Raw genomic sequence first — 22,020 nt, forward strand, 5'->3', positions numbered from 1 at the left:
CTTGCCCGGCTGGACGTCGACGATGCCGACGTCGATGTACTGGCCGCCGCTGGTCTGGTGGCAGTGCACGGCGATCAGGTTCTTGCCGGGCTTGAGCGCGGCCTTCCCGGCATCGGACAGCGGGATCAAGGTGTGATCGGTCACGAAGCCACCGGCCGAGCCGGCGCGGACGCCGTTGATGTAGATTTCCACGTCTTCATCGAAGTGGGCGGAAAGGGCCGCGCTGTCCGGAATGCTTGCCGGCAGGGTGACTTCCCGGCGCAGCCAGATGTCGGCGCTGGTCCACGGGGTGCGGATCTTCGTGTTCGGTGGGCCGCCGCCGCCGAAGCCGGCGGCGCCGGACTTCCAACGGGAGGCATCGTAGTCCGCGGCGAACCAATCGCCCTCCGGCCGGTCGGTGGTGTATTGCCAGATCACGTCGCCCTTCTCCATGGCGTTCGGGACGATGGAGGTGAGGATCGGGGCAATATACTCCGGCATCGGCGCCCAGCCCTTGGACTTGGACACGTCGCGGGCGGCATACTTGGCCCACATCTCCTTGTCGTAGAGGGCGGGGATGAAGACGCCGCCGACCACCGGGCGGGCGGTGAAGTTCTGCTTGCGACCGGTGATGGTATCGTACCAGTCGGTCAGCGGGGCGCGGGCCGGGCCTTCGTTGACGAACTTGAAGACCGGATCGACCAGCGCCTGGAAGTCGGCCTTGTCCCCGGTGAGGGTGGCGGTCCAGACGACCCAGTCGAGCTTGGTGTAGGTCGCGCGGTTGTCGAGCGGCAGGCCATAGCGGTTCTGCTTGGCTTTGTAGAAGTCCATTTCGGTGCGTCGGACCTCATCGGGGAAGAGCTCCAGGCCGAGGATCTTGTCCCAGACCAGGTTGTACTTCTGGCTCCAGGTGCCCGGGCGGTCGAAAGCGAGCTTGTAGTGGTCGCCGTCCTTGCCTTCCTCCACCCAGCGCTGGGCGTAGTCCTTGGCGATCTTGCCATACTCGGCGGCCATCTCCTGGTCGCCGCGCAGTTCGCAGAGCTTGGCGAAGGCACCGAGGCCGCAGATCGCCTTGGCGGAGAGGTTCACGTTGTGCGCCAGGTGGCCGGAGAAGTCGTCGGTGCAGAGCTGGTTGTCGGGGTCGAAGCCTTCTTCCTTCAGGTAGTTCGCCCACTGCACCAGGCGGTCCCAGTAGCGGCCGGCGAAGTCGGCATTGCCCTCCATCTGCGCGACGGCGGCCATCAGGATGAGCATGTTGCCGCTTTCCTCGACCGGCATCTGGTTCTCCTCGGTCTTCTCGCCGCCGCCGTAGACCTGGCCGTTGGCCTGCGGGTAGGTGCCGAGGTCGTGGGGAGCGAAGGGAAACTTCCAGCGCTCGCTTTTCGCATACTCCATGAAGGGCGCGATGAAGGACTTCGCGAGGCTCGGGCTGAAGAGCAGAAACTGCGGGGCCATCGGGTAAAACACATCCGAGGTGGCGATGCAGCCGTTCGAGTGGTTCTCCTTGGAAAACTGCAGCGGCTGGCCGTTGTCATCCGCGACGAACTTGCCCGCCGCGAGCGCCTGGCGGTAGCAGAGCGCGGCGAGCTTGGCGTATTTCTCGCCGCCGAGCTTGGCCATGTCCGCCATCACCTCGGCGTCGAAGGCCTCGCAGCGCTGGCGCAGGGTGGGGAATTGCTTGGCGCTGTCCTCGAGCAGGTCCTTCGCCTCCCAGCCGTCGCGGCGCCAGAAGGGCCGCAGGTTCTTGCGGTTGAACTGGATGCCGAACAGGTCGTCGTAGGCGATCATCGCCCAGGTCGAAACGGTCTCGGCGCCGACTTTCAGCGGCTTCAGCTCCAGGCCGGCTCCTATGCTGTCGGCGTGCTTGGCGGTGCCGGAAGCGCCCTGCTGGTCGGCCAGGCCTTTGCCGGCGAAAGCGACGGCCAGCTCGTTCGGCCGGGCGAAGGCGCGGGCGGCGGTGTTTTCCTCCGGCGCGGCGAGGTAGAGGTAGCCCCAGTCGATGCGGTGGTCGTCACCCTTCTTCATCAGGATCGGTTGCTCCACGCTGCCCATGCGGACCGCGGCGAGGCCGCCGCCGCTGGCGTCGTTCCACTCGATCTCCTGGTCGGTGTTGTTGACCGTGAGCTCGCCGGAAGCGCCGAAATAGACGGCCACCTCGTGTTCCTTGCCGTCCGTCGCCTTGAAATCATAGGCGAGATAAGTGACCGGGCGGGACAGCAGGTCGATGTCTTCCGGCAGGGCGGGGGTGATGAAGTTCAGATCGAGCGCGATGCCGCCGCCTTCGAAACTGTAGGTGGTGGTGGTCGGCAGCACGGTGAGGCCCGTTTGTGCCATCGGCGGCGTGGCGACCGGGGTCGCGCCCATCACGCGGAAGGCCTGGCCGTCGACCTTCACCACGCTGGTGACCTGGTGCCGGCGGCCGGTCCAGTGGGTGGTTTCCGTGGCGGTCAGCGTGTCGGCGGGCGACCAGATGCTGAAGTAGGGATCGCAGGCGACCAGCGGGGTGGACGGCGGGATCAAGGTGTTGTCGCCGGGAGGGGAGGGGCGGAGTTGCGCCTGGGCCAGGCCGAGGGTCCCCGCCGCGAGCAGCGCGGACCTGGAAATGCGGAACGAGTGGATTCTCATGACGTTGCGTGGATGGAGGGGAGGATGAGTGTGGACCCGATCCCCGGGATTGTCTCCGTGAAAACTCCCGCCGATGCGGGAGACGCAGCGTCTAAAACGCGTTTTTCATGTCAAACCCAATGGGCGACAGCGCTCAGTCCGGCTTTTCGAAGAAGAGGGTGAACTCGTGCCGGTTGTAGGTCAGGTGGGTGGTGGCGAGGTGGGCCAGCCCCGACGCGGTGGCATAGGCGACGGCGGCGCGGGTGAGGGTGGTCAGCTCGTCCGGGCTGTCGGCACCGGCGCCTTTCAGGGTGAAGATGACGAGGCCGCCGGGGTTCAGATGGGCGGCAAGCCGAACGACCTGGCGCAGGGTCGAGCGGGCGTCGCCGTTCATGTCGCTGAGCAGGGCGTCGAATCGTTCGCCTTCCGCCGGCCGGTAGGTCTCGACGTCGGCGCGGACGAAGCGGAGGCCGGGTGCCTTCGCCAGCCGGTCGTCGAGCTTGGCCTTGTCGACGGCGGTGACCTGGAAGCCGCGGGCGAGCAGCTCGGAGGTCATGCCACCCGGGCTCGCACCGAGTTCCAGCCAGCGGGCACCGTCCGGCACCGCGGGGCGCAGGAGTTTCAGGTAGTGCAGGGCTTCGACGACCTTCGCGCCGGCGCGGCTGATCGAATCGGCCTGGCGGATGAACTTGGTGCCGCCGGGATAGAAGCCGTTCGAGTCGCGAGGGCTCTGCAGGCCGCAGTAGAGGCCCTCCTTGCCCACCAGGCAGAACAGGCTGGGGACCGAGGGATCCTGCGCCTCGACGTCCGCGGCGGCGGGCAGCGGCGGGAAGAGCTGCAGCGTCCGGCCGCGCAGGTTGGTGGCGAGGTGCTTGTAATAGGGATGCGGCGCGCCGGGTTGCAGCGGACCGGCGAGCAAGGTTTGGGGATGGCTTTCACCGAATTTGCGGAAGATCGCCTGCGCCGCCTTTTCGACGAAGCCGTCCATCTTCTGCGGGCAGCACGGCCAGGCGTGATGGACGGGGAGGTTCCAGCTGACAAAGGGCGCCCAACGGGAGTCGCGCAGCACCGCGGGGTCGTCGAGGCGCACCAGGTGGTAGTCGGTGCCGAGCTTCTTGAGCGGCGACGCGCCGAGGCCGTCGAGGATTTCCCGTGTCCGGTCTTCGAAAACCTCCGGGATCCGGAGGAGCCAGCTGGCGGGATTCGGCGGCGTCGTCATGGCGCTGTCCTTGCGGGCAAGGCGGCGGCGAGAAAAGGACAATCCGGCGGGGCGGCGGCGAAATCCGTTCTCGTTCTCCGCCGCCGGCGGCGATTATCGTCCGCCCATCTCATGATCATCCTGGTTCGCAACATCGACCGCAGCATCACCGAGGACGAGGTCCTGCGGTTGTTGAAAAAACACGGCAAGGTCCGCTCCTTCGACCTGGTCCGCGACAAGGTGGCGGACACGTCGAAGGGCTTCGGCTTCGCCGACATGCCGTCGCTCGAACAAGCGACCCAGGCGATCGAGGCGCTGGACGGCTACCAGCTCGGCACCCGGAAGCTGCGGGTGAAGAAGGCGGCCTCGTCGTCGCTGCTCAAGGAGTCGCCGAAAAAGAAGAAGGGCAAGAGCTACGGCAAGAACCCGTTCAAGGAACGCCGGGAGCGTCCGGACTGACGCCCCCGCGCCCCGCGGTCACGGTTTGGTGAGGGTGATCGTCTCGAGGATCGTCATCGGTCCCTCCACGTGCATCTCGGCCTGGGGACCGACCGTGCCGTGGATGGTCATGGTGCCGTTGACCTTGGCGTCGATGTCCTCGAGATCGGCGAGCGAGCGGTGAATCAGCGAGTCGCCCTTGAAGGTGACCTTCATGGAGTTTCCGGTGCCGTCGGAGGGGGTGTTGCCGGTGACTTCGAAGGTCGACTTGATCACGGCGCAGGGCGTGCCCTGGAAATCGGTGACCTCGACAAATTCGAGCTCCATGGTCCCTTCCATCGCCTCGATGGAGCCGAAGGAGCTGAGATCGGCGGGATTCACCTGCCAGCGGTCCCCGGGCTTGCGGGGATCGGTGCCGTACATGGTGAGGCTTTCGCGGGAGCCATTCCGCTTGGCGATCTTCGCCAGTTCCTCCTCCTGCTCCGGGGTGGCGGTCCCCGATTCCAGGGTGGCGGTCCAGGTGCCGTCCTTCTGTTCGATCATCACCGGCAGTCCCAGCAGGGGTTTGGGCTCGCCGGGAACCGGCCGCTCGTTGCCGTTGAGAACCATCGAGCCGGTGGCCTCGGCTTCGACTAGCAGGTAGCGGGCCTTGTTGCCGGGGAGGCCCTCCAGGGTTTTCACCTCGCTGTCGCGGCGGGTCATCGTGCCGGCCATCTCCTGGCCACCGGCGGAAACGGTCATGGAACCCTCGTCGAGGGTCATCGTGGACTCGATCCGGGCGATCACGCCCGGGGCAGGCACGGCTTCGTTGTCGGCCAAAACATAGCCTTCCTCCGCGGGAGCTTGCGCCGCCGCCGGCTCCTTCTTTTCGCCACAGGAGGTGAGCAGGAATCCGACCCCGAGCCAGGTTGCCAATGTCAGTTTGTTCATGTTCCCCGCATCTAGATCGGAACTTTTCAATCTGGAAAGATGATATTGGAAGCAAGATGATCAGGAACGGCGATGCTTGTCCGGGGGTTGACGCGCCGCCGCGGGATTCCATGCTCGCTGCCATGCCGACCGATCACACCCGGGCCATCGCCGGTTTGCGGAAATCCTGCCCGGCGATGAAGGCGCTGATCCAGAGGGTCGGCCCGTGCACGCTGGAGAGCGATCCGAAACGCTCCCCGTTCCAGTCGCTGGTCAGCGCGGTGGCGCACCAGCAGCTCCACGGCAAGGCGGCGGCGACCATCCTCGGCCGCTACCGGCAGCTGTTCGGCGGCCGCATGCCAGGGCCGAAGGCGCTCGCCGGTGTGACCGACGAGCAACTGCGCGGGGCCGGTTTCTCGCGGGCGAAGACCGCCGCAATCCGTGATCTGGCGGATAAAACCTTGGCCGGCGTGGTGCCGGGGCCGCGGGCGATCGCGACGATGCCGGACGCCGAGATCATCGAGCGGCTGGTGCAGGTCCGCGGGGTCGGCAAGTGGACCGTCGAGATGCTGCTGATTTTCACCCTCGGCCGCCCTGATGTCTGGCCGGTCGATGATTTCGGCGTCCGCGCCGGCTGGCGCATCCTCTACGACTTGGAGGGCATGCCGACGCCGAAGCAGCTCCAGGAGGCCGGGGAAAAGTTCCGCCCGCACCGCTCGGTTGCGGCCTGGTACCTGTGGCGGGCGACCGATCTGAATCGCTCGCCGGAGGTGCAAAACTCCTGATCCGGATTTGACGCCGTTGCAGTTTGCCCCGAGGGGTGGCGCGCCCTCAACCGGGCCAAGACGGAAAACCCCTTGAATTCAGGGGTTTCGGGGACAATTCCCGCCGATCCGGCATGGTCCGAGCAGCCCCGTAGTAACGAAAGGTCGCCATGAAAACTTTAGCCTCATTGATCATCTGTATCCTCGCCGGGTTGTTGCCAGCGGCGGGGGTCGTGGGCCCGGTGACCGGCGAGCTGAAGCGCTGGCACAAGGTGACGATTGATTTTACCGGCCCGCCGACTTCCGAAGACGCCGCCGTGAATCCGTTCACGGACTACCGCCTCGATGTGACTTTCACCCATCCGGCATCGGGCAAGACCTACCTGGTCCCGGGCTATTTCGCCGCGGACGGCGATGCGGCGAACACCTCGGCCACGGCCGGGGACGTCTGGCGGGTTCATTTTGCCCCGGATGAGATCGGCACCTGGATCTTCACCGCATCGTTCCGGACGGGTCCCGACGTGGCGACCGACGACGACCCGGCGGCCGGTTCCAGCGCCGGCTACTTCGACGGCGAAGGCGGGAGCATCGACGTCGAACCGACCGACAAGACCGGGCGCGATTTCCGCGGCAAGGGCCGCCTCGAGTATGTCGGCAAGCATCACCTCCGCTTCGCCGGCAGCGGCGGGTACTTCATGAAGATGGGGACGGACTCGCCCGAGAACCTGCTGGCCTACCAGGATTTCGACGGTGATTTCAAAACCGACGGCGTCGAGGACGACCGGATCAAGGACTGGGCGCCCCACGTGCAGGACTGGCACGAGGGCGACCCGGTGTGGCAGGGGGACAAGGGCAAGGGCCTGATCGGAGCGGTCAACTATCTCGCCTCGGAAGGCCTCAACGCCTTCTCGTTCTTGACCATGAACATCGACGGGGACGACGAGAATGTCTTCCCCTACGTCAGCAACTCCGATGTGGAGCGGATGGACGTGTCGCGGCTGGACCAGTGGGAGATCGTCTTCGAGCACGGCACCCGGATGGGGATGCATCTTCATTTCAAGACCCAGGAGACCGAGAACGAGCGGCTGCTCGACAACGGCAACCTCGGCAGGGAGCGCAAGCTCTACTACCGCGAGCTGATCGCCCGCTTCAGCCACAACCTCGCGCTGAACTGGAACCTCGGCGAGGAGATCAACGACGCCACGACCTCGCAGAAGGCGGCGTGGGCCCGCTACTTCCACGACCACGACCCGTACCAACATCCGATCGTGATCCACAACGGCGACAGCCACTTCGACCTGATGGGCGAGGACTTCGACCTTACCGGGATGTCGCTGCAGTTCAACCAGCCGGACTTTTCCGACACCTTCCGCTTCACGTTGCGCTACGTGAAACGCTCGACGGAATACAACAAGCCCTGGGTGGTGGCGGCGGATGAGCCGGGCAATTCATCGACCAGCTTGCAGCCGGACGACGAGCCGGCGAACAGCCACATCGATGCCCGCAAGAATGCGATCTGGGGCAACATCATGGCCGGAGGCGCCGGCTGCGAATTCTACTTCGGCTACAACTTTCCGAATTCCGACCTGACCTGCAACGACTTCCGCAGCCGTGACCGGTTCTGGGACTTCTGTCGATACGCCCTCGAGTTCTTCGAGGACCACGATTTCCCCTTCCAGCTGATGAAATACCAGCAGGACTTGGTCAGCGGCGACGGGTCGGACGAAGACGCGGACTCCAACCGCTGCCTGGCGAAAATTGGCGACACCTACCTGATCCAGCTCCACGACGGCGGCAACCATACCCTGGACCTCACCGCGGCCAGCGGGACCTTCACCTCGCTGTGGTTCAATCCCCGCACCGGAGCCACTCCGGTCACCGGGCCGATGCTGACCGGGGGCGCGGTCGTCCCCCTCGGCGACCCTCCGGACAGCGAGACCGATGACTGGATCGTGCTGGTCGAGTCGACCAGCGGTGGCAGTGCAACCAACAGCCCGCCGGTGGTCGACGCCGGTCCCGACAAGTCGGCGTTCCTGATCGATTCCAGCGTCGCCGTGGACCTCAACGGCTCGGTGGCCGACGACGGCTTGCCCGAAGAGTTCGCGCTCACCCGTAGTTGGTCCCAGGTCAGCGGTCCGGCGGAAGTGAGCTTTTCCAGCACCGCGGCGTCTGTCACCACCGCCACGTTCACCGCGGACGGGGAATACGTTCTCCGCTTGGCTGCAAATGACAGTGATCTCAGCGCCGCGGACGACGTGGTGGTGAACATCCGGCTGCCGGAGCCGGACCAGTTCGTCGGGTATCTTCCGCTGCACGACGCGTTCCTCGATGCGGGTGCCAACGACAACGGCACCTTGCTCAAAGTCGGCGGCGGGGAGAAAACCGCCTACCTGAAGTTCGACGTCCCGGATCCCGGGGCTCCGGTCACCGGGGCGGAACTGTTTCTCACCGAAGGGGCATCCGTGGACTCCGGCACCGTGGCCTTGCGGCTCTACGAGGCGGCCGCGACGCCGTGGACGGAGACCACCCTTGATGGCACCAACGCCCCGTCCAAAGGGGCCCAAGTCGCGGTTTTTTCGGGCGAGGTCCAAGCCGGGTCCGTGATTTCCTTCGATCTTTCCGGCCATGTCACCGCTCCGGGCAGCTACGGTTTCATCCTCGAGGCCGATCCCGGCGCAGCGGAGGTCGCCTTCGCCTCGAAAGAAAACTCCACCGGGGCCGGGCGTCCGTCGCTGGTGATCAGCCATGCCGGCAACAACGATCCCGAGTTTTCCGGCTTCCTGCTGGCGACCCCGGTGAACACCACGGCACGCGTGCCGGTGTCCCAGATTCTTGCCGAAGCCTCGGACCTGGACGGCGACCCCCTGTCGCTGGCCAGCGGGGAAGGTGGAACCACGGCCGGTGGCTATGTTACCTTCGAGCCCGGGTTCTTGGTTTACACCCCGTCGATCGATTTCCTTGGCAGCGACTCCTTCGACCTGACAGTGCAAGATGGACGGGGTGGTTTTGTCAGTGCCTTGTTGAGAATCAACGTATTGGAGTCCGATGGCCTCGGCGGTCAGGTGCCCTCGGTAACCAGGCTGCCGGACGGCACGATGCGAATCAGCTTCGCGGGCGTGGCGGGTTTCCAGTACCAGGTCGAGCGCTCGGTCAATCTGGTCGACTGGACATTGATCGGCACCCTGGGTGGGGGCGAGACCGGTGAGGTCCAGTTCATCGACGACGATCCGCCGGAGGGCGCTGCGTTCTACCGGTGGCAGACCCCCTGACTGGACCGGCGAACTCCGGGAGCAGGGGGCATCTCGATCCCGGGGGCCTCCAAGGGCATGGGGGAGGGCATAGGCCGGGTCTGGACCGGGTCCGGCCGCCTTGGAGCTTGATGGATCAAGACGGTTCAGGACGACCCTTCGGCTTCGGAAAGGGTCCGCGGGACCTGCCCGGCGAGCCGGGCGACGGGATTTGCACCTTGCCATTATATTTTTGAACCGGTAATTAACCGCCGATCCCTTGCGCCGAAGTTTTATGAAGTTACCCCTCCCTCTTCTATCTCTTGCTGCCGCATTGAGCAGCGTCGCTTCGGCGACAGTGGTGAACATTGACTTCGGAACATCCGAGAGTTTCACCGGTCTCGCGGCCGCGCCTGATCCAGAGAATTCGTCTGCCATGTGGAACTACATGGCCTCGGTGGCCGGCACAGCGAGTTCTTTGGACTTGAACGATTCCGCGGGCAATTCCACCGGGATCGAGTTCAGTATTTCAGGGGTAGCCAATGAGAATCAGACGAGCGGAAATGGCGATCTCGCGGCTGGCATCGGGCTGATGCGGGACTATTTGCGAATCGATTCCGGCTCATCGACCTCGCCAGTCAGCGTCACTGGTCAGTTTTCGGGACTCGTGGTAGGTGGCACTTACGACCTCTACTTGTTCGGTCAAGGGCAGTACATGGCTCCGTCGGGCGGTACCAACCGAGGGCAGAATAGCCTTTTTACGGTCAACGGAACATCCAAGCAGACGGGATGGGATGGAGTTGTCGGGGGGAATGGCCTCTTTGAGGAAAGCACTTCACTGTTAAATCAAGGTGAGTATGTGAAATTCACAGTGGTCGCGGTGGACGGGGGCGGTTCTCTGGGCGGCGTTATCAGCTTCGATTTTGCCAATGTCGTTCCCGGTGGAGCTTCCCCTAATCCCGTCGATGACTTCGCAGACAATGGTTCGGGTGGTGGATCCCGTTATGGTGCGCTGAATGGCATCCAGTTGGTCTCCGTCGTCCCCGAGCCTTCGTCGATGTTCCTCGGCGCGCTTGGAATGCTCAGCCTGGCTCTTCGCCGCCGCCGCTAACCGTTCGCCACTTCTTTTTCGAGCAGCCTCCGGAGTTCACTCCGGGGGCTGTTTCGTTTCATGGGGGCGCGGAGGCCGGCCGGCCGGAGGGGCAATCGATGGACCCGGGACGGGAGGGGAGTCCCCTCGAGAGGATCCAGCTGTGCATTCCATCCCGCCCACGCGCGCTCGGATCGTTTGAAGATGCGGACTTTTTTCGATCGCCAGATCGCCCGTTCCACGGGCTTTCGCCTGCCAGGGACGGGCATCGCGGTCCCCCGGATCGGCCCGCGCCCGCGATTCGGGCGCCTTCCCGGATCTAACATTTTAAAACTTTGGTGAGCCCCGAGAGCGGCAAAATCGCTGCGTAGTTTTTCGCGCCCCTAGACGCGCCACCCCCGGATTCGGGCACGTCGCCGAATCCCCACATCTTTCAAGCCCTTACGACAGCGTTGAGGATTGTCAAGTTTGCGCACGAATTTCAATACCACCACATGTAGTAGTGTGAATAATTTGTGGATACTATATGAGCAGAATCGGCTTGAGCCCTGCTTTGGATTCCGGCAGCCTCCCTGACGCTGCGCCCGCGGCGCCAGGCTGCCTCCAGCAGCCTTTCAAACAGCAAGAATTCACCCGAAGTCGCCTCCCTGTCCATGTCCGCCACCACCACGATCACCGTCGGTCCCCGCACCTTCATCCTCGACAAAGAAAAGGCCGAACAGGCCTTCAACGCCAAACGGGTCATCAACGGCAAGGACACCATGTTCTTCAACATCCTCCCGCTGAAGTACCAGTGGGCGTACGACCTGTACAAGACGATGAAGAACAACCATTGGGAGCCCGAGGACATCCCGATGCAGAAGGACGTCGAGCAGTGGCGCTCCGATGAGATCTCCGACGTCGAGCGCTGGATCATCAAGATGGGCATCGGCTACTTCTCCGCCGCCGAGGGCATCGTCGGGGACAACATCCTCCACGTCGTCCGCGAGGTCGTCACCGCCCCCGAGCTCAAGCTCGTGCTTGGCCGCCACGCCCACGAGGAAAACATCCACGCCGACTCGCTGGTCTACATGTTGAGCTCGATCGGCCTCAACCCGCACGAGTGCGAGGCGATGTTCGAGGACGTCCCGACCATCACCGCCAAGAATCACTTCGTCACCTCCAACAGCAAGGCCCTGCGCCGCGACATCGACCTCACCGTCACCGAGAACAAGCAGGCCCTCGCCAAGAACATCTTCATGTTCGGCCAGGTCATGGAGGGCACCCAGTTCTACGGCCTGTTCGGCATGATCCTCTCGCTCTACCGGCAGAACAAGTTCCCGGGCATCGGCCAGATGTTCCGCTACACCCTGCGCGACGAGTCCAACCACATCGAGGTCTTCCGCAACCTGCTCATGGACCTCATCGACGAGAACCCCGACATCTGGACCGACGAGTTCCGCGAGGACCTCCGCCAGACCATGGCCGAGGGCATCCGCCTCGAGAAGGAGTTCATCCGCGACTGCCTGCCGGTCGCCGGCATCGGCCTCAACGCCGAGGAATTCGAGATCTACATCGACTACATCGCCAACCGCCGCCTCGAGTCCTGCGGCCTCAAGCCGCTCCGCGAGGACGTCTCCAACCCCTTCCCCTGGCTGGCCGAGATGATGGACATCAAGAAGGAGCAGAACTTCTTCGAAGGACGCGTCACCGAATACCAGAAAGCCTCCGCCCTCGGCGACGTCGACGACGACGACCTGTAAGCCCCGGCGGAGCCGGGGAGTGGCGAGTGAAAAGTAGAAAGTAAAAAGCGTTCCTGATGAGCGAGATCGAGAGTTTCGAAGACCTGGATGTCTGGAAGCGCGGCTGCCAGCTCGCGGTCGAGGTGCATGTCGCCCTTGCGGACTCCAAGGACTTCGCGCTCCGCGGCCAGATGGAGCGCTCATCACTTTCCATTCCGTCCAACATCGCCGAAGGATCCGAGCGCGAGAATACCGCCGAGTTCATCAATTTCCTCCGTTACAGCAAAGGCTCCTGCGGCGAACTCCGCACCCAGCTCTACGTCGCCGAACGCCTCCGCCAACGACTTGGCGCGCCACCGGTGCAGGGCTCCCGCGAAATGATCACCGAGACCCGCGAGATCTCCCGCATGCTCGGCGGCCTGATCAAGTCCCTCAAGCGCCGCCTCAAGGACCACCCCTGACCGCCCCCCCGCTTCTCACTCTCCGCCCAACCCACCACTTTCTACTTTTTACTTTCCACTCGCCACCGCGCCTCCGGCGCAATTTTCCGCCTCCGACCAGTCCCCGCCTCCGAAAAAACGCCCCACCCCACGCACACCATGTACTCCAACCTGACCCTCGACGAAGACCTCCTCCTCAAGCAAGTCATCACCGACCGCTTCGCCCAGGCCGCGGGCGAGCCGACCACCGGGGACCGGGGCCGAAGTTTCGACTGGCGCGGGGTGCTGCCATCGGAGCGCCGCCAGCCGATCGCCGACATCGTCGTGCTCCGCGGCAACCAGGAATCCCACTTTTCCCTCGATGACGTCGCCGACGCCATCGGCCACTCGCTCACCGACCTCCTCATCGCCCGCAAGGAGAAGGAAGACGCCATCTTCACCGAGGAAAACCGCAAGTTCGTCTCCGACGTCGCCCACGCCGTCGCCAACTCGCTGACCAAGTCGCTCGACGAGGGCGGCCGCCTGCGCCTGTCCGAGGCCGACCTCTACCTGCTCATCGAAAAGGCCCTGCTCGAGAACGACGCCTACGACGTCGCCAAGTCCCTCGCCTTCCGCCGCTCGATGGAGCAGGGCGGCTCGATCGCCGTCGGCACCCAGCCCCACGCCCTGCCGGTCCGCCTGATCCGCCGCAATGGCAACGTCGTGCCGTGGAGCGAGACCAAGATCGAGATCGCCGTCCGCAAGGCCTTCCTCACCATCCACGAGAACCCCGAGCCCGCCGCCGAGGTCGCCCACGCCGTCACCGAGCTGGTCCGCCGCGGCGACCAGTCCTTCGTCCACATCGAGGACGTCCAGGACATGGTCCAGGAGGAACTCATGCGCCAGGGCCACTTCAAGGCCGCCGCCCACTACATCCGCTACCGCGACGAGCGCTCGCGCCTCCGCATCAACGAGGAACTCACCCCCGACGAGTCCGCCCAGGACCTCTTCATCACCGTCATCACCGACGACGGCGAGACCAAGCTCTGGGACGGCATCGAGCTCAAGAAGCGCATCGCCTTCGCCTCCATCGGCCTCGACCTCTGCCTCGGCGAGGCCGAGATCGAACGCGAGCTGCGCCGCTCCATCGGCGCCGAGATCAAGGAAAAGGACCTCAAGAACACCATCATCCTCAATGCCAAGTCGCTGATCGAAAAGGACGCCGACTTCGCCAAGTTCGCCGGCCGCATCCTGCTCTCCTACATCTACGAGGAAGTCCTCGGCTGGAGCATCCAGAAGGACGGCATCGAGAAGCTCAAGGCCGCCCACCAGGCCGCCTTCAAGCAGTACCTCAAGCACGGCGTCGCCATCAAGCGGCTCCACCCCGAGCTGCTCGAGACCTACGACCTCGACCGCCTCGCCGAGGCCTTCGACCCCACCGCTGACCTCGACTTCGACTACCTCGGCATCCAGACCCTCTACGACCGCTACCTCATCGTCGACAAGACCGGCGCCCGCCCGCGCCGCCTCGAGACGCCCCAGTTCTTCTGGATGCGCGTCGCCATGGGCCTCTTCAAGAAGGAGCAGTCCGATGCCGAGGGCTGGGTCATCCGCCTCTACAACCTCTACAAGGGCCGCCGCTTCTGCTCGTCCACGCCGACGCTCTTCAACTCCGGCACCCTCCACAGCCAGCTCTCCTCCTGCTACCTCTACAAGGTCGACGACTCCATCGAGAGCATCATGATCCGCGGCATCGCCGAAAACGCCTTCCTCAGCAAGTGGGCCGGCGGCCTCGGCGGCTCCTGGACCTCCGTCCGCGGCACCGGCGGCTACATCCAGGGCACCAATGGCGAGTCGCAGGGCATCATCCCCTTCCTCAAGCTCCACAACGACCAGCTCGTCGCCGTCAACCAGGGCGGCAAGCGCCGCGGCTCCGGCTGCGCCTACCTCGAGACCTGGCACAATGACATCGAGGACTTCCTCGAGCTGCGCAAGAACACCGGCGACGACCGCCGCCGCTGCCACGACATGAACACGGCCAACTGGATCCCCGACCTGTTCATGAAGCGCATGGAAGACCGCGGCGTCTGGACCCTCTTCCGCGCCAACGAGGTGCCCGACCTCCACGACCTCTACGGCAAGGCCTTCGAGCAGCGCTACACCGAGTACGAGGCCATGGCCGCCGAGGGCAAGATCTGGTCCCGCCAGATGCCCGCCATCGACCTCTGGAAGGGCATGCTCAAGATGCTCTTCGAGACCGGCCACCCCTGGATCACCTTCAAGGATCCCTGCAACGTCCGCTCGCCGCAGGACCACGCCGGCGTCATCCACTCGTCGAACCTCTGCACCGAGATCACCCTCAACACCTCCGACGAGGAGACCGCGGTCTGCAACCTCGGCTCGGTCGTGCTCGACACCCACGTCACCCACGACGGCGCCCTCGACCACGAGATGCTCAAGGAGACGATCACCGTCGCCATCCGCGCGCTCGACAACGTCATCGACATCAACTTCTACCCCACCCAGGCCGCCGCCACCGCCAACTCGCGCCACCGGCCGATCGGCATGGGCGTCATGGGCCTGCAGCACGCCCTCTACAAGCGCGGCCTGTCCTTCGCCAGCGACGCCGCCGTCGAGTTCAACGACGAGTTCATGGAGGCCATCGCCTACTACGCCTACAATGCCTCCAGCGATCTCGCGGCCGAGCGCGGCACCTACTCCTCCTACAAGGGCTCCAAGTGGGACCGCGGCCTGCTCCCGCAGGACACCCTCGACCTGCTCGAGGACGAGCGCGGCAAGAAGCTCGACGTCCCGCGCGGCGGCAAGATGGACTGGAGCGTGGTGCGCGAGAAGATCGCCAAGCACGGCATGCGCAACTCCAACGTGCTCGCCATCGCCCCCACCGCCACGATCTCGAACATCATGGGCACCACCCCGTGCATCGAGCCGAACTACAAGAACCTGTATGTGAAGAGCAACCTGAGCGGCGACTTCATCGTCCTCAACGGCACCCTCGTCAATGACCTCAAGAAGGAAGGCCTGTGGAACCAGGAGATGCTCGACCAGCTCAAGTACTTCGACGGCGAGCTCGACGCCATCGACGACATCCCCGAGGCGATCAAGCAGAAGCACAAGACCGTCTTCGGCGTCGGCTACGAGTTCATCGTCGACGCCGCCGCCCGGCGCCAGAAGTGGATCGACCAGAGCCAAAGCGTGAACCTCTTCCTCGCCCAGCCGGACATGAAGACCCTGTCGCACATGTATCGCCGCGCCTGGGACAAGGGCCTCAAGACGACCTACTACCTGCGCACACTGCAGGCTAGTAACATCGAGAAGGCGACGATCTCGGTGAAGAAGGAAGTCCGCGGCGGCATGGCCGGAGCGAAGCGGGAATACTCTGAGGCGGAGAAGAACGCGTGCTCGATTGACGCGATGCTGAACGGTGGGACGTGTGAAGCTTGTCAGTGATTAAATCTTGATGCGGCGGCCCCCCACGGGCCGTCGTTTTCACTTTCTCCCAGGAAATCCAGATCCCCAGAGCCTATCTACCAGACGGAATTAATTAAACTCGAGAGATCGCCGAGTGACGCAAAAAATCCTCAGCTGGATTGACAGTTGCTAAACCATGTCGGGTTCGTAGCTTCGCGAATTAGTCTAGATAGTGAATGACGAAGTCGACGAGGGGTGCTTAGGCACTTGCCAGAAGAGCGGAAGGAATCGCTTAACGGGTGCTTTGTTCCAAGTGCATCCGACCGAATAAAAGAAGGACGCTTGTATTGGGCGAAACTTATTCAGAGTATTGGTAGTGCATCAGAGTCTCAGTGGCGGGCCCAAAGAGCCCAGCATCGGAAGTTGCCAAGTTTAGGGATTTTTCTTCAGCTGCCGCATCGAAATGAAGCAGTCGGGCAACACCCGCCGACGCGAAGCAAAGCGCCGTTGGCATCTCAAAAGACGAGTTCGACTCTTACAGCACAGGCAAAGAAGAAGAGGCGCCTGGCAGAGGCGGCTGCACAGAAAATCCCACCTATTAGGGTTTGATCGGAATAATAGGCGCTCGGCAGTATATCGTCCGAGCGATAATTCTATTTCTGTGGTGCTGCCTGCACACTTGAATTTCGAGGCGGACTACGATGAAACAGCGAGCAATCTCAGGATACTCCGACGAGCGGTTGAGAATGGAGTAAGAATTCGGACGATTGATTTCAGCCGCCTGAAGAAGATGTCGACTTCGGCTGCGCTTGTTTTGGCGTCAACTGTAGACCAATGGAATATTCGAGTTAAAGGGAAGCTGAAGGCGGACCTTCCGAGTTGGGACGAACGTATTTTGGTGCTTTTCTATCAAATGGGGTTTTTCGATCTTCTGGGTCTTCCGCAACCAAAGGTTGAACTCCCAACAAGTAAAATCGAATACCTAAAGTTCTCGCGAGGGCAGGTTGGTGAAGCTGATCCCGGCTCGATTGCTGTAGAGCTCCGAAAGCGCATCGAAGAAATAGTGGGAATTCGGATTAAGCGCCCAGAGCTTTTTGAGGGTCTTTCTGAGGCGATAACCAACGTTTGTCACCATGCTTATAACGAGGTAAATGATGATAGGCGAAAGTATTGGTGGGTTTCGGCTTCATTCAATCGGGAGAATAAAGAGCTAAAAGTTACTTTTTATGATAAAGGTGTCGGAATCCCTCGAACTCTGCCAGCACATGATTTGTTCGAGAAAATCCGAACATTTTTCTTCGGATGGGGAGATTCGCAAAAAATTGAAGCTGCAATGGAGCTGGGTCGCACCTCGACGAAGAAAGCTGAGCGTGGTCATGGACTGCAGAACCTTGTCCGATTTGCCCGAGCCCACTCACGTGGGCGCATTCGAATCTACAGCATCAAAGGAGTATACGAGGAGGTGTTCGAAGTGGTTGACAACCAGGTGAAAAGCAGTTCCTTTCGGCCGGAAGACTTCCGAACCTCGATCGGAGGGACGCTTATTGAATGGTCCGTAACTCTCTGAATGAAAAGAATTTGCATAGGGGGGGATTTTTCTCCGACTCCGATTGGTAGGTATCCTTCCGATGGCGAGAGCTGTGGAGAGAATTTTCGGAAGCGATTCTTGGTTCCAGCCCTCCGAGAGGCCGAAAGGGTTGAGGTAGTGATCGATGACGTAGAAGGGTATGGATCCTCATTCTTGGAAGAGGCTTTTGGTGGGCTGATCCGAAAGGAGGGTTTCAAGATTTCCGACCTACGGGAAAAACTCAAAATTGTTTGTCACGACGAAGATTTTAAGATCTACGAAATGCTCATCACGAAGTACATTTCGGACGCTTCGAAAAACGGAGATGTTTAATGATTTATCTTCTTTTCGTCTTTTTGGGCACGGTAGCCGAGAGTGAAGATTCACTTGCCCTTTCGGGAAGGATTGGAAAGTGGCTCTATCATGTGTCGCCCGCCCTTCTTGCCGTTATCCTTGGTGCCTTCGGGGTTAATCGCTTTTTTATTCGAAGAGCAAATGCTGCCGCATTTGCAGATCGAATCTGTGAAGATTTGAAGATTTTGGCTAGTGATCTACTTGAATATTGGTCTTTTGATTCTTCGGATCAGAGCTCATATAGAAGGAATCAGATTCTCGCTCAAAAGATCAAAGGTGCATTGCAAGCGGTGGATCGAGATATAAGATGCTTTAGCTCAAAATATCAAAAGAGAAAGTCGTCGGAATTTCAATTATTGATGGTTGATCTCGTGGATGCGGCCACAGGTGGTGATTTTGAGTCTGATAATATCGATTTTCGGCCTGAGAAATACATAAAGATAGCAAAACGGATAGGTGAGATTAGATCAAAGCTGCTGGAGACGAAGATATAAAGTCTCGGGAAGCTGGAGTGGGAACTTGGCCACCTCCGCGCGATGGTGTAGTGCTCCCCCCGGAAGTTGGACAGCCTTTGTTCTTATTCAGGCTGCGGATTTGCATAGCTCTTGGTTTCGTTGGTTCGGTGTCTGGTAGCCGAGGGCCTGGTGCGGCCGGGCATGGTTGTAGTGTAAGCGCCGCAGCTACCCCGTTGTGCCAAGGGAATCAGATTTGTGAGAGGTATGATACCTCTGGTGGTTACGCAAAGCCGATAAAATGCCTGTCCCTTTATGAGAAAAACCTCGCCGTTTTCCCCTGATCCCGCCATCCTCCTCCCATGCGCCGGCCCCGCCTGAAGGCTCCTGCCTCCCATCCCGTCGCCTACTACCACTGCGTGTCGCGGGTGGTGGACCGCAGGTTCGTGCTGGGGGAGGAAGAACCGAGCGGAGCGAGATAGAGCGTCCGAAGGACTCCCCGAAGGGTGACGGCGGGGGCCGTCATCAAAAGGACAAACTGGTGGAGTTCATGCGCACCTACGAGCGGCTCTACGGGCTTCGGGTGCTGGCCTACTGCATGATGTCGAACCACTTCCACATCCTGGTGGAAGTCCCGCAGCGACCGGCGGATAGCGAACTGCCGGACGACACCGCCTTGGTGGCCAAGGTGCGGTCCTGCCTCGGGGACAAGATCGGCGGAAAGCTGGAGTGGGAACTTGGCCACCTCCGCGCGATGGGTGCGAAGGACGTGCGAGAAAATGCCCGTGCGAGAAAATGCCTGTCCCTTTATGAGAAAAACCTCGCCGTCTGCCCCTGATCCCGCCATCCTCCTCCAGATAAAATGCCTGTCCCTTTATGAGAAAAATCTCGCCCTCCGCCCCTGATCCCGCCATCCTCTTCCCATGCGCCGGCCCCGCCTGAAGGCTCCTGCCTCCCATCCCGTCGCCTACTACCACTGCGTGTCGCGGGTGGTGGACCGCAGGTTCGTGCTCGGGGAGGAGGAACCGAGCGGAGCGAGATAGAGCGTCCGAAGGACGCCCCGAAGGGTGACGGCGGGGGCCGTCATCAAAAGGACAAACTCGTGGAGTTCATGCGCACCTACGAGCGGCTCTACGGGCTGCGGGTGCTGGCCTACTGCATGATGTCGAACCACTTCCACATCCTGGTGGAAGTCCCGCAGCGACCGGCGGATAGCGAATTGCCGGACGACACCGCCTTGGTGGCCAAGGTGCGGTCCTGCCTCGGGGACAAGATCGGCGGGAAGCTGGAGTGGGAACTTGGCCACCTCCGCTCGATGGGAGCACAGGACGAGGCGGAGGCGCTGCGGGAACGCTGGTTCTCGCGGATGTGGGACGTCAGCACCTACATGAAGGTGCTCAAGCAGCGCTTTTCCCAATGGTTCAACAGCAAGCACGCACGCCGCGGAACCTTGTGGGAGGACCGCTACCGTTCCGTGCTCATCGAGGGCCGCGGCAATGCCCTGCGAGCGATGGCCGCCTACATCGACCTCAATCCGGTGCGGGCGAAGATTTGCGATGATCCGAAGGACTACCGCTGGTGCGGCTACGCCGAAGCGGTGGCAGGCGGGAAGCAGGCGCGGCAGGCGATTGCCTGGCTGGCGGCGGTCGATCCCCACGGCGGGATGCTGCCGGCCGAGCGGATCCCCAAGCCCGCCGAAGCACTGCGGAGATGGCGCTGCCATCTGTTCGGCGTGCCGGAGAACGAAGCCCGCCAGCTCGAGGAGGCCGCGAAGCAGGACAAGGCCGCCACCTACCGGAGGCGGGTCTCCAGAAGGAAGGCGCTTGAGGTGTTAGAGAAAGGCGGGCGGCTGTCCGAATCCGACTACTACCGCTGCAAGGTTCGCTACTTCACCGACGGCGGGGCGATCGGCAGCCGCGAGTTCGTGGAATCGATCTTCCAGTCATCCCGCGACCACTTCGGTCCCCGACGGAAAACCGGTGCAAGGCCCCTGCGCGGACTGGAGCGGCCCGCCTCGAAAGGCGAGCGGCTCCACAATCTCCGCAACCTCCGGCAAGAGGTCTTCCTGTAGCTCTGCGGGAGGATGGCGCGTGTCAGGATAGACTTGTCCTTTATCACGCCATTGATGCCTGACGCATTGTTACCCGCAGGTCGATGAGCGGATAGAAGTGGCAGCGATTGCCCTTCCGGCCGGTCATGAATTGTCATGGATCGCGTGAAACGGTAAGTTTCGCCAACCGGTCGCGACCCCTCATTGGATCTCATCCCATCGAAGATCGGGATACCCGGATCGAAACTCCTCTTCCCAACGTGCCGATGAATGTCCCTCGCCTTGTCCTTGCCGGATGGCTTTCCATGGCCCCACTCGCGTTCTCCGAGATGATCGGTGGCGTCGAATTTCCCCAGGGCGTGCTGAGCTTTGCGGACCTGGCGTATGTCAACGACCCGGGGAGTCCATCCGCGACGGCGGCCAACTACGTGGACTCCAGCCGGACGACCGGGCCGCCGGACTACGTGTCCCCGACGGGTAGCTACTCGCTCGGTCGCGGCGGGAGCATCACCCTCCAGTTCACCAACAACCTTCTCACCGGGAGCGGGAACAGCGATCCCGACCTCCACATCTTCGAGATCGGCCCCGACATCGAGGACACCTTCGTCGAAATCAGCACGGATGGAATCCTGTGGACGAGCGTCGGCAAGGTGTTCGGCTCCACCTCGTCCGTTGACATCGACCAGTACGGCTTCGGCACCGGCGACCAGTTCCGCTTCGTCCGTTTGACGGACGACCCCGACGAAGGAAACCAAAGCGGCGAGACGGTCGGGGCCGACATCGACGCCGTCGGTGCGATTTCCACCGCGCCCCTGCTGGATGCTCCGGTCCTGAGAATCCGGAACGGGGGTTCGGCCGCCTACTCCAGGGCAATCATCGATGACGGGCCGCTCGCCTACTGGCGGCTCAATGAAGCGTCCGGGAGCATCGCTGGAAACCTCGGCTCGCTCGGACCTTCGGCGAATGGAACCTATGGTCCCCATGCGCTGCTGGATGTCCCGGGTCTGCGCGAGAACTCCGTCGACGCGGCCCTTGGATCGCCGTTCGCGAGCACCCGGTCCGGCATGCTGGTCGATGCCTTCCCCATGCCCACCGATTCCGTCAGCATCTCCCTTCTGGTCGAAGGAACGAACAGCGGCAACGCCTGCTTGTTCGGATACGGAGCCGGAACGAGTCCCAACGAGTTCAGTCTGTTCACCGATGGAGGAAATCTCGTCGTTTACCTGAATGCGACCCGCCTCGATTTCCCGTCATTGGAGGTGATGGATGGCGATCCTCACCAGCTCGCGATCACATGGACCAAGGATGGCGGAACTCTCGAGCTCTATCTGGACGGGAGTCCGGCCGCCTCGTCCACGGTCTCCGACGGCGTTGCGCTCGAGTCGAACGGAGTGTTTGCGCTTGGACAGGACTTCGACAATCTGGTGGCTCCGGGCTACGGCTTCGATGCCGGCCAGTCCTTTGTCGGGACGACGGATGAAGTGGCCGTGTTCGATCGCCAGCTGTCGCCGGAAGAAGTCGACGAGCAATGGAAGGCCCGGCTCCGGGAGGGTGGCGCGAGCGAAGAGGTGATCGAGATGATCCTGGAATGGGATTCGGCAGCGGGAAGCATCTACGAATTGCAAGGATCCGAAAGCGCGGACACCTGGGAGACGATCCAACCCTGGGTGGGAACCGGCGGTACGATCCGGTTGACCCATGAGGCGGATCTCGCCTCCTTTTTCTTCCGGCTGTTGACCACCGCGGAATGACAGGATTCCGCAGGCGCGGAGTTGCTGCGAAAATCCCCGGGATTTCGAAATGCCGTATTGGAAAGGAG

The 22,020-nt window shown here is 62.3% G+C and carries 17 protein-coding genes; 13 read left to right on the top strand and 4 right to left on the bottom strand.

Annotated features, from left to right (window positions below):
• Together IG178_RS16225 and IG178_RS16230 are read right to left on the bottom strand one after the other, a co-directional pair.
• Positions 1-2,604: glutaminase family protein (locus IG178_RS16225; protein WP_193213621.1), on the bottom strand; the 2,604-nt coding region annotated here is incomplete at its 3' end.
• A 133-nt stretch (positions 2,605-2,737) separates the two neighbouring features.
• Complete coding sequence (locus IG178_RS16230; RefSeq protein WP_193213622.1) at positions 2,738-3,802, bottom strand: SAM-dependent methyltransferase; 1,065 nt, start codon at positions 3,800-3,802, stop codon at positions 2,738-2,740.
• A 111-nt stretch (positions 3,803-3,913) separates the two neighbouring features.
• On the opposite strand from IG178_RS16230, the gene IG178_RS16235 reads away from it, so the two are divergent.
• Positions 3,914-4,240: an RNA recognition motif domain-containing protein gene (locus IG178_RS16235; RefSeq protein WP_193213623.1), complete on the top strand. Its 327-nt coding sequence runs from the start codon at positions 3,914-3,916 to the stop codon at positions 4,238-4,240.
• Positions 4,241-4,258: 18 nt separating this feature from the next.
• On the opposite strand, the gene IG178_RS16240 is transcribed toward IG178_RS16235, so the two are convergent.
• Positions 4,259-5,149, bottom strand: coding sequence for a hypothetical protein (locus tag IG178_RS16240; RefSeq protein ID WP_193213624.1), 891 nt, complete (start codon positions 5,147-5,149; stop codon positions 4,259-4,261).
• Between the two features lie 122 nt (positions 5,150-5,271).
• Here IG178_RS16240 and IG178_RS16245 point away from each other — a divergent pair, with 122 nt between their 5' ends.
• The 9 genes from IG178_RS16245 (at position 5,272) to IG178_RS16285 (ending at position 18,193) form a co-directional block, all read left to right on the top strand.
• The gene (locus IG178_RS16245) at positions 5,272-5,913 is read left to right on the top strand and encodes a DNA-3-methyladenine glycosylase family protein (protein ID WP_226895508.1); all 642 of its coding nucleotides are present in this window, start codon (positions 5,272-5,274) and stop codon (positions 5,911-5,913) included.
• Positions 5,914-6,062: 149 nt separating this feature from the next.
• Positions 6,063-9,161 carry a DUF5060 domain-containing protein gene (locus tag IG178_RS16250; protein WP_193213626.1) on the top strand — a complete coding sequence of 1,033 codons (3,099 nt, stop codon included), beginning with the start codon at positions 6,063-6,065 and terminating at the stop codon, positions 9,159-9,161.
• A 253-nt stretch (positions 9,162-9,414) separates the two neighbouring features.
• A complete protein-coding gene (locus IG178_RS16255) occupies positions 9,415-10,230 on the top strand; it encodes a PEP-CTERM sorting domain-containing protein (RefSeq protein WP_193213627.1) in 816 nt (271 codons plus the stop codon).
• 632 nt (positions 10,231-10,862) lie between these two features.
• The gene (locus tag IG178_RS16260) at positions 10,863-11,951 is read left to right on the top strand and encodes a ribonucleotide-diphosphate reductase subunit beta (protein ID WP_193213628.1); all 1,089 of its coding nucleotides are present in this window, start codon (positions 10,863-10,865) and stop codon (positions 11,949-11,951) included.
• A 56-nt stretch (positions 11,952-12,007) separates the two neighbouring features.
• A complete protein-coding gene (locus IG178_RS16265; protein ID WP_193213629.1) occupies positions 12,008-12,391 on the top strand; it encodes a four helix bundle protein in 384 nt (127 codons plus the stop codon).
• Positions 12,392-12,529: 138 nt separating this feature from the next.
• Complete coding sequence (locus IG178_RS16270) at positions 12,530-15,817, top strand: ribonucleoside-diphosphate reductase subunit alpha (RefSeq protein ID WP_193213630.1); 3,288 nt, start codon at positions 12,530-12,532, stop codon at positions 15,815-15,817.
• A gap of 625 nt (positions 15,818-16,442) precedes the next feature.
• Positions 16,443-17,345 carry an ATP-binding protein gene (locus tag IG178_RS16275; RefSeq protein ID WP_193213631.1) on the top strand — a complete coding sequence of 301 codons (903 nt, stop codon included), beginning with the start codon at positions 16,443-16,445 and terminating at the stop codon, positions 17,343-17,345.
• Positions 17,346-17,678, top strand: a complete 333-nt coding sequence (locus tag IG178_RS26230) for an STAS-like domain-containing protein (RefSeq protein WP_193213632.1) — start codon at positions 17,346-17,348, stop codon at positions 17,676-17,678.
• Positions 17,678-18,193, top strand: a complete 516-nt coding sequence (locus tag IG178_RS16285; protein WP_193213633.1) for a hypothetical protein — start codon at positions 17,678-17,680, stop codon at positions 18,191-18,193. The genes IG178_RS26230 and IG178_RS16285 overlap by 1 nt, the downstream gene beginning before the upstream one ends.
• A gap of 87 nt (positions 18,194-18,280) precedes the next feature.
• Here the strand turns inward: IG178_RS16285 and IG178_RS26375 are convergent, their stop codons facing one another.
• Positions 18,281-18,379, bottom strand: coding sequence for an integrase core domain-containing protein (locus IG178_RS26375; RefSeq protein WP_193213669.1), 99 nt, complete (start codon positions 18,377-18,379; stop codon positions 18,281-18,283).
• 313 nt (positions 18,380-18,692) lie between these two features.
• Between IG178_RS26375 and IG178_RS16295 the strand changes: the two genes are divergently transcribed.
• The 3 genes from IG178_RS16295 to IG178_RS16305 all read left to right on the top strand — a co-directional run bounded on the left by IG178_RS16295 (position 18,693) and on the right by IG178_RS16305 (position 21,952).
• Positions 18,693-18,989: a hypothetical protein gene (locus IG178_RS16295; RefSeq protein ID WP_193213634.1), complete on the top strand. Its 297-nt coding sequence runs from the start codon at positions 18,693-18,695 to the stop codon at positions 18,987-18,989.
• A gap of 264 nt (positions 18,990-19,253) precedes the next feature.
• Positions 19,254-20,222: a transposase gene (locus IG178_RS16300; RefSeq protein WP_193213635.1), complete on the top strand. Its 969-nt coding sequence runs from the start codon at positions 19,254-19,256 to the stop codon at positions 20,220-20,222.
• A 284-nt stretch (positions 20,223-20,506) separates the two neighbouring features.
• The gene (locus IG178_RS16305) at positions 20,507-21,952 is read left to right on the top strand and encodes a LamG-like jellyroll fold domain-containing protein (protein WP_193213636.1); all 1,446 of its coding nucleotides are present in this window, start codon (positions 20,507-20,509) and stop codon (positions 21,950-21,952) included.
• The last annotated feature ends 68 nt before the right edge of the window (positions 21,953-22,020 follow it).

It is taken from the genome of Neoluteolibacter marinus (genome assembly GCF_014904755.1).
GTDB classification, from domain to species: domain Bacteria; phylum Verrucomicrobiota; class Verrucomicrobiia; order Verrucomicrobiales; family Akkermansiaceae; genus Haloferula; species Haloferula marina.